Raw genomic sequence first — 8,883 nt, forward strand, 5'->3', positions numbered from 1 at the left:
CGCCGAAAGTACTTGGCTGGAGACGGCCTGGGAGGATAGGAAGCCGCTGATTGACTAAAAGAAAAAGGTCTACCTAAAGGTAGGCCTTTTTCTTTTTGCTAGTCTTCAACTAGCTAACCCTACTAGACCCATCTCCAGCCAAGGTTGTAGAAGTATTGTCTATGTGCATTTATCAATAAGACGGCGTGGGAAAAGTAGGGCAGTAGAAGATGGAGGAGTGAAACGACGACAGATTCACTGCATCACTTTCTTCCGAACGTAAGATTTACCGAACTGCGAAGCAGTGAAGGAAAATCCACAGTGAGGAAGCAAGTAGGGCAAGAGAAAAGTAATTAGGATTAAACGACGTATGGGGCGTACACATCACTTTCTTCCGAACGTAAGATTTACCGAACTGCGAAGCAGTGAAGGAAAATCCACAGTGAGGAAGCAAGTAGGGCAAGAGAAAAGTAATTAGGATTAAACGACGTATGGGGCCCACACATCACCTTCGACGAAGTCCTACAATAAGCACTGTACATTAAAAGACTGTTTAAATACTGTTTTGGGCGAGTGTGATAGGAAGCCGCTGATTGACGTAAAGGCACACCTGAGGGTGTGTCTTTTTTATGTATGACTTTTCTTCTACTAGAAAATCTGATAAGTGGGGATGTAGAAGATAGAAATGTTAGAGCGATGACCGGTTTACTGTATTAATTATTTCATTATTTTTTAATCATATTTTTCAATTAGTTGAGATTAAATAATTAATGGAGGTTCAATTATAAATTTTAATAATTACTATTTATTACATATTCTATTCATGCATAGAATTATCACTATTTTATATAGATCTCTGTTTAACCTAGTAAATACGTGCTTTGTAGATATTTTTCTGATATTTAATAATATACCAAAATGTACCAAAAATTACTCGTTTTGATTATATTTCATATCACTTTCACTATGTTTTCACGAATTATCTATATACTAACTATAGTTGATTGAGATCAACTAAGGAAATGGAGGTCTACTACTAATAACTTTTACCTGTCCCTTTTACAAATAATACAAACAACACAAAACAATACAACACATAAAACAACACTTAAATACACAACAATACTCTCCCTGTGTATAAACAAAACAATACATATACAAAACTCTCTAATTATATATACCATCTCCCGTATATATAAAGGTAAAAGTTAGGTAGACATAAGAGCCCTTGAGAAAGGGCTCTTTTCCTTTAATAATCACTATTATTTTATCGATTAAAAAGCCTTTATTTCTTGACAGAGTATGTAATATTTGTTAAACTAATCAAGTATCAAGCAAAGCTTGATGAACATAGGGGTATAGCTCAATTGGTAGAGTAGCGGTCTCCAAAACCGTTGGTTGTGGGTTCAAGTCCTACTGCCCCTGCCAAACTTTGGATTGCGGTCTTCGGACCGCATGTCCATAAAATTACTCGAAAAATATTAAAAAATGCTTGCGTAGCTGCAATCATTATGTTAATATAAGTGAGTACCTTGTACATGACTCAGTAGCTCAGCTGGATAGAGCGTTTGACTACGAATCAAAAGGCCAGGGGTTCGAATCCCTTCTGGGTCACCAAATTAAAGCATCACAGTAATGTGGTGCTTTTTTATTTTTTATATGTATATAAAGGACTCTACATATTTATGTAGGGTCCTTTTATGAGCTAATGATCTTTATTTAATAGACTAAGTCTTATTATTTCGCATGTGGCTGGTCTGATTCAGCTACTACGTTAACGACAATTTCTTGATCTGCAGAAATAAGATTCATAATGATGGGGATTGGCTGTCCGATGGCTTCAGCTATAGCTTTAATTTGTCGCATTGCAACAGGATGAGGTGTCGTTCCATCGCTTTGAAATAATTCTTCCAATTGGTTGATTTCTGTTTGCCTTAGATTCGATTTATTTGCGAATTCTTCAACCGTCATATTATGTTGTTCTCGATAGCTTTTAATGATTTCACCGATATACATAATCGCCTCCACTTGAATTATATTAATACATTTTTATTTTATGTGAAAGTTTGATAAAACTCAAGTTAGATTAAAATGATACTTCATATTATTGATACATAATGGTTTTATATTATAAGATGAACATACAATGATACTGATATATATGGAAATGAAAAGAGGTTTGCTATGATGACGAATAGAAAACAACTTTTAATTGTTTATATATGTTTAGCATTAGGGGCTTGGAGTGCTAGCGCAGGCGTCAGTTTTAGTCAATCAAACGGCGATGCGAATCGAACGAGTCGAGATAATACGACAGTACAGCATAGGGCTGAAAAAACTGTTGACGATTCTGACCAAGGCAGTCCTGTTATTGCATCGTATTACAAGGACGGCAAAAAAAAGAAGAAAAAAAGCACTGCTGCTGATGAGGCTAAGCTTTCAGAGAAACAAAAAGCAACTAAAGAATTAAATGAACATTCTTGGGTAGAAGAAGCGGGAAAACATCCGTTACCGTATGAGGTTGTAGAAGGAAAAGCAGTCAGTGAAGAAGAATTAGCCCACTGGTGGAAGGTTTTTAATGATCCTGTATTGGATCAATTAATTGATTTGACCCTCAAAAATAATCGGCAGTTAGAGGTAGCTCGTTCTCGAGTTAGACAAGGACGGTTGCAGTTGGGAATTGCTGAAGCGCAACGATTACCCTGGCTGGATGCTTCCGGTTCATGGTCTGCTAACAGAGGGCAGGGCGAATGGGATTCGGACCGAGAAGAAATAAAGAGTTTACCTTTACCTGATAAGACGACGAGAACTGTAGAAACGGGCAAACTGGGAGTTGATGCCCGATGGGAAATTGATATATTCGGAAGACAGAAAGCCAATTCACGTGCTGCATCGAATTCGCTGCAGGCATCACAGGCGGATTTATATTCCACATGGGTATCGTTGAGTGCGGAAACCGCATTACAGTATATGTCGTTAAGAACCTTGCAGGAGCAATTACGCATTACGGAAGATGATGTGAAGCGTCAACAGGAAGCGTTGGAACTGCTCAAGGTAAATTATCAGTCAGGCATTATAAATGAATTACCGGTACAACAGGCTACATATGCATTGTCTCAGACTCAGGCGGAGATTCCTTCATTAAAGAAAAATATAGCCTCCACAATGTCCGCTATCTCTATCTTGACAGGAACAGTTCCGGGCGAAGTCGATGGGTTATTGACGGATAATGCTTCGTTACCGACGGTGGATCCGCATATGTTTATCGGCATACCGGCGGAAGCTTTGCGGCAACGACCGGATATACAGGCGGCTGAACGACGTATTGCGGCACAACAGCAGAAAACGAAGTCCGCAAAGGCTGATCTTAAGCCTAGATTTTCACTGAATGGCAGTATAGGATTGGAGTCGTTTGCATCGGGTGGACTCGTTTCAGTCATCGGGAAGATGATAGGGATAGGACCGTCAATAACGATGCCTATTTTTCATGCCGGAGCTATCCGGAAGAATATAAAAGTACAAACGGAAAAGGAACAGGAATACTTGGCACTTTACGAAGAGACTGTTTTGAAAGCAGTAGGGGAGGTCCGAAATGCGGTGACGGATGCATCTCAGGATCATATTAAGTCTGAGGAATTAAAATCTGCTGTAGAATCTGCACAGCAAGCGGAATCATTGGCTCAAATTAATTTTGACTCTGGTATTAGTGACTACTTAAGTGTTCTTGATGCGCGACGAAATGTATTGTCTGTTAGACGGCAATATATCATGAGTCGAGGGCAAGAGTTTGCTGATACCGTTCGTTTATTCAAATCCTTAGGCGGTGGCTGGGAAGCCATGGACATCGATCAGGCGGCAGAGGCGGATTTGCATGCTAAGAAATAGTGTGAGAAGCGGGGAATGATTATGAAAGAGAAACTTGATGTCCTTAAACGTTGGATGGCGAATAATAGAAAAAAGTGTATAAGTATAATAATTGCTCTTCTAATTATTCTGGGCGGTGCAGGTTATTATGCTTATTATCAATATGAAGCGTATATGGCGGCTCATCACATTGTATTGCAAGGCAATGTGAATCTGCGTGAAGTGAATGTTGCATTTCGGGGAAGTGATCGGATTGCCAGCCTTTTGGTGGATGAAGGTGCGGTCGTGAGCCAAGGGCAGATTTTGGGGTATTTACATTCTGATGAATTGAATCTTGCTGTACAGCAGGCTAAGGACACCATTGCAGCACAGGAAGCTATAGTGGCTAAGTTGCAAGCTGGGAGTAGACCAGAGGAAATCGCTCAAGCGTCGGCACGAGTTACATCTGCAGAGGCTTCGCTGGCTCAATCGAAGCAGGAGTCCGATAAGCTGCAAAAATCCTATAATGCTTCAAATGGTAAGGCCGTCAGTCGACAGTCTGTAGATGATATACAGGCGAAGGTGAAAGTATCGGAAGCTAAATTAAATGAGGCTCAACAAGCATACAATTTAGCTGTCGCAGGGCCAAGACAGGAAGATATAGCACAGGCCCAGGCACAATTGGATGCGATGAAAAGCGAACTGGCCCGTCAGGAGTTCTTGTTGAACCAAACCGTATTAACGGCTCCTATAGATGGTGTTATAACGGCCCGATTATTACAGGTCGGTGATATGGCTTCACCGAGTACACCTGTATTTAAGTTGGCTGAGAATACCAAAAAGTGGGTTCGTGTATATGTGAACGAACGAGATTTAGGGAAAATTTATAATGGTATGGCAGCAAATGTAACAACGGATACATATAAGAACGAACCGATTCACGGCACAATCGGATATATTTCTTCCGTAGCGGAATTTACACCTAAATCGGTAGAAACGGAAGATGTGCGTACTACCCTTGTGTATGAAGTGCGGGTCTATGTGGATGACCCGAATAATCGTCTTCGTTTAGGGATGCCTGCCACTGTTTCCATTGATATATAGAGGTGTGCGGTGAATGATGTATATGCAATCGAAGCGTCACAATTATATAAAGAATTTCCCATTGTCGGAGCTGATCCTATAAAAGCATTGGACCATTTGGATTTTAAAATTCGAAAAGGTTGTTTAACTGCATTGGTCGGGCCAGATGGGGCGGGGAAAACGACTTTGATTCGTTTGATAGCCGGTTTATTGGATGCCACGGCTGGTTCTTTAGATGTCCTCGGAATGGATGTGAAAGCATATTCGCAGAAAGTTCAAGATAGACTCAGTTATATGCCTCAGAAGTTTGGGCTTTATGAGGAATTATCGGTCAGTGAAAACATGAATCTCTATGCAGATTTACACGGTATTCCTTTGCATGTGAGAATGGAGCGGTTTGAAAAATTACTGCATATGACGGGGCTAGCCAAATTTACTAAGCGTCCCGCCGGTAAATTGTCGGGCGGTATGAAGCAAAAACTCAGCTTGGCCTGTACACTTGTACGATCTCCAGAGTTATTGCTGCTTGATGAGCCTACCGTAGGGGTTGACCCGTTTTCAAGACGTGAGTTATGGGAGATTTTAGAGTCGTTAGTACGTACAGATGGAATCAGCGTACTTGTTAGTACTGCATACTTAGATGAGGCGGAGCGTTGTAAAGATGTTTTCGTCCTTAATAAAGGGCGGTTTTTAGCAACTGGGACACCGAATGAGTTGACTCAAATGTCTGAAGGGCGATGTTTTCAGGTTCAGATACCGAAACCTTTGTGTATGCGAGATGTACAGGCTGCATTATTGGATGATACTCGTTGTGTGGCAGATGCAGTTCCGGATGCGGGTAAGGTTAGGTACATTAAGACTCGAGAGTTACCTTTGATTCCTTGGCTTAGCGAGTACGGTATGGAGGAACAATCAGTTCAAAGCCGTTTGGAAGATACCTTTATGATGCTGTTAAAAGAGGATGAATTTTCTTCGAAACAGAGAACTGCTTTTTCAGATACCATCGATATGGATTTTGATGAAAGTGATATAGAGACAGAACGAAAGCGTTTGTTGTCCCCCAATGAAATGGTTGAGCGACCAGTAGAAATTTCTGTATCTCATTTGGTGAGGACATTCGGTGATTTTACGGCGGTGGCCAATACCTCTTTTACGGTGCAGCGCGGAGAAGTATTCGGATTGCTTGGACCAAACGGAGCCGGCAAGACGACGACATTTCGTATGCTTTGTGGATTATTGCCTGTAACGAGCGGGGATTTACGAGTAGCCGGAGTTGATGTCGTTAAATCTCGTACAGCAGCAAGAAGCAATTTCGGATATGTAGCGCAAAAGTTTTCTTTGTACGGCAATCTGTCCGTTATGGAAAATCTGGATTTTTTTGCTGGTGTGTATGGTTTGTACGGTCAAAAAAAGGATAATCGAATAGAAGCTGTTATCAAGGAGTTTCGTCTGAACGATGTGAGAGATATGATAGCCGGTGATTTGCCTGGTGGTTATAAACAGCGCTTGTCCATGGCGGCTGCGCTAATGCATGAGCCTAAAATTCTCTTTTTGGATGAGCCCACAAGTGGTATTGATCCTCTTACACGTCGTAATTTCTGGAGACAGATTACTTCTTTATCAAAGCGAGGAACAACGATTATTATTACGACTCATTTTATGGATGAATCGGAATATTGTGACCGTATTATGATTCAGGATGCAGGGAAACTCGTTGTGCTAGGAACACCTGATGAGGTTAGACGGACTGCTGGCGACGAGACTTGTACTATGGATGAAGCGTTTATCTCTGTCATACTGGAAAAACGGGAACAGGAGGAGGACGTATGAACGGATTTATAAGACGGTTTTCCTCATTGGTATACAAGGAAACCTTACAAGTATTGCGCGACCCCAGCACTATTTTGTTGGGGGTTGTGCTACCTATACTACTTATTATCCTCATCGGCTCAGGGGTAACATTGGATGTTAAACATGTACCGATAGCGGTGGTTATGGAACGTCAGGATGCAATGTCCGAGAGTGTGTATGATTCATTAAACGGTTCCGAGTACTTTCAGCCCATAGCGGTTCGTGATAGAAATACGGCGGAACTATTGATGGAAAAGCGAAAGGTAGATGCCATATTAGTGATCCCACAGGATTTTTCTGCTCAAGTTATGCGTGGACAAGGGAAAGTGCAGGGAATTTACTACGGTGTCGATACTTCGGTAGCGATGAGCATAGAAAGTTATGTAAACTCAGCTATTAATTTATGGGCCGTTAAGAATATTCCGTTTATGCTACGTGGCGGATATATAACAATGAATCATCGCATGTGGTTTAATGAGGCAAATACAAGTACCTGGTTTTTGATTCCTGGGCTCATCATGATTATCATGACGATTGTATCCGTCTTTCTTACGGCGGTTGTTATGGCTAGAGAATGGGAGCGTGGTACGTTCGAGGCTTTATTCGTTACACCAGTTAAGCCTATTGAAATTATTTTGGCTAAGGTAGTGCCTTATTATGTATTGGCCATGTTAGGGCTATTGTTTTGCCTCGGTGTATCGTATTTCTTTTATGAAGTACCGATGCGTGGTTCCTTATGGATCATCTGCATCGTGTCCACATTGTATTTGATTGTTTCCTTAAATATGGGATTACTTATATCTGCGTTTACGAAGAAACAGTTCTTAGCTTGTCAAATGGCGTTACTTACCAGTTTTTTACCAGCTTTAATATTGACGGGTTTTTTATTTGATCCACACTCACAACCTGTGGTGATTCAATATATTTCAAGGCTTTTACCTCCCACATATTTTTTAGAATTACTGAAATCATTGTTCCTCGGTGGAAATAACTGGTATTTGATCATTAAAAATAGTGCCGTATTATCGGGATTTGCTATTTGCTTTACAATATTGACAATTTATATTACGCGGAAGAAGGTGGAATAATGAATTGGCGCCTGTACTGGAACCAAATTGTTGCTATCATATGGAAAGAGCTATTAGCCACCTTCAAAGATCCGAAAACTCGTATAATCTTACTGTTACCGGTTATTATTCAAGGATTCCTCTTCGGTTATGCCGCAACCTATAATCTCAACAAAGTTCCCTATGTATTGATTGATGAAAGTCATACGCAGACCGCAGCTGCACTAGAATCGACTATTAATTCATCAGGTGTTTTTGAACTGTATCAATCTGCGAACTCTCCGGATATAATTGCACCACTAATAGACTCCAACAAAGTTATTATGGCTGTTATCATACCTCAAGATTTTGAAGAAAAATTAAAGCATAAACAACCTACATCTATCACTGTTATTGCAAATGGGACGAACACAATGACCTCAGGTCTTGTCGCAGCCTATATGGGGCAAATCATTTCTCAATTCAATCAGACTTGGTTAGGCATTGAACATAAGGGAATCACGATTGAATCTCGTACCTGGTACAATGAAAACCAGCAGTCTTCATGGACTTTCTTGACAGGTCTCGTCATATTGATCAGTATGACACAAGTTATCATGTTGGGTGGCTTATCTGTGGCAAGAGAACGAGAACAGGGGACCTTTGATCAATTATTGGTGACACCTGTATCATCTATGCAAATTTTGATTGCAAAGTCTATACCACCCATGATAATAGGACTGTTTCAAAGTACTGTATTGTTATTAATAGCCATGTTTTGGTTTAAAGTTCCATTTCGGGGCAACATATTTCTTGTGTATGCCGTGTTGTTTACATTTATAAGTAGTAGCATTGGATTGGGATTATCTATTTCGGCTATTGCAAAAAATATGCAGCAAGTTCTCGTATATGTTTTTGTCTTTCTCTTTCCACTAGCATTATTGTCCGGATTAATCACACCTGTACATAATATGCCGAAACTATTGCAATATCTTACATATGGAAATCCTATGCGGTTTTCTGTTGATGCAATGCGCAGGATTTATCTTGAAGGTGCAGGATTGACGGATATTTGGTTTAA

The 8,883-nt window shown here is 40.5% G+C and carries 6 protein-coding genes, 2 tRNA genes and 1 pseudogene; 8 read left to right on the plus strand and 1 reads right to left on the minus strand.

Annotated elements, in window-relative coordinates; all coding sequences use genetic code 11:
• The first annotated feature begins 1,331 nt into the window (after positions 1-1,331).
• Positions 1,332-1,407: transfer RNA gene (locus RYO55_RS09290), tRNA-Trp, on the plus strand.
• 112 nt (positions 1,408-1,519) lie between these two features.
• Positions 1,520-1,596: transfer RNA gene (locus RYO55_RS09295), tRNA-Arg, on the plus strand.
• A gap of 120 nt (positions 1,597-1,716) precedes the next feature.
• Here the strand turns inward: RYO55_RS09295 and RYO55_RS09300 are convergent.
• Entirely contained in the window at positions 1,717-1,995 is a 279-nt protein-coding gene (locus RYO55_RS09300; RefSeq protein ID WP_156697033.1) for a helix-turn-helix transcriptional regulator, read from the minus strand.
• A gap of 168 nt (positions 1,996-2,163) precedes the next feature.
• Here RYO55_RS09300 and RYO55_RS09305 point away from each other — a divergent pair, with 168 nt between their 5' ends.
• The 6 genes and pseudogenes from RYO55_RS09305 to RYO55_RS09325 all read left to right on the plus strand — a co-directional run.
• A complete protein-coding gene (locus RYO55_RS09305; RefSeq protein WP_314985239.1) occupies positions 2,164-3,864 on the plus strand; it encodes an efflux transporter outer membrane subunit in 1,701 nt (566 codons plus the stop codon).
• Positions 3,865-4,017: 153 nt separating this feature from the next.
• On the plus strand, positions 4,018-4,926 hold the full coding sequence (locus RYO55_RS09310; RefSeq protein ID WP_314985246.1) for an efflux RND transporter periplasmic adaptor subunit: 909 nt from the start codon (positions 4,018-4,020) through the stop codon (positions 4,924-4,926).
• 111 nt (positions 4,927-5,037) lie between these two features.
• Positions 5,038-5,385: pseudogene (locus tag RYO55_RS09760) on the plus strand (ATP-binding cassette domain-containing protein); the annotation flags it as partial.
• Positions 5,386-5,973: 588 nt separating this feature from the next.
• Positions 5,974-6,735, plus strand: coding sequence for an ABC transporter ATP-binding protein (locus tag RYO55_RS09765; protein ID WP_399554522.1), 762 nt, complete (start codon positions 5,974-5,976; stop codon positions 6,733-6,735).
• Positions 6,732-7,844, plus strand: a complete 1,113-nt coding sequence (locus RYO55_RS09320) for an ABC transporter permease (RefSeq protein WP_314985242.1) — start codon at positions 6,732-6,734, stop codon at positions 7,842-7,844. Before RYO55_RS09765 ends, RYO55_RS09320 begins: the two co-directional genes overlap by 4 nt.
• A partial coding sequence (locus RYO55_RS09325) for an ABC transporter permease (protein ID WP_314985244.1) occupies positions 7,844-8,883 on the plus strand: 1,040 nt, incomplete at its 3' end. The genes RYO55_RS09320 and RYO55_RS09325, both read left to right, overlap by 1 nt.

This window comes from uncultured Veillonella sp. (assembly GCF_963551295.1).
In the GTDB taxonomy this organism is placed as follows: domain Bacteria; phylum Bacillota; class Negativicutes; order Veillonellales; family Veillonellaceae; genus Veillonella.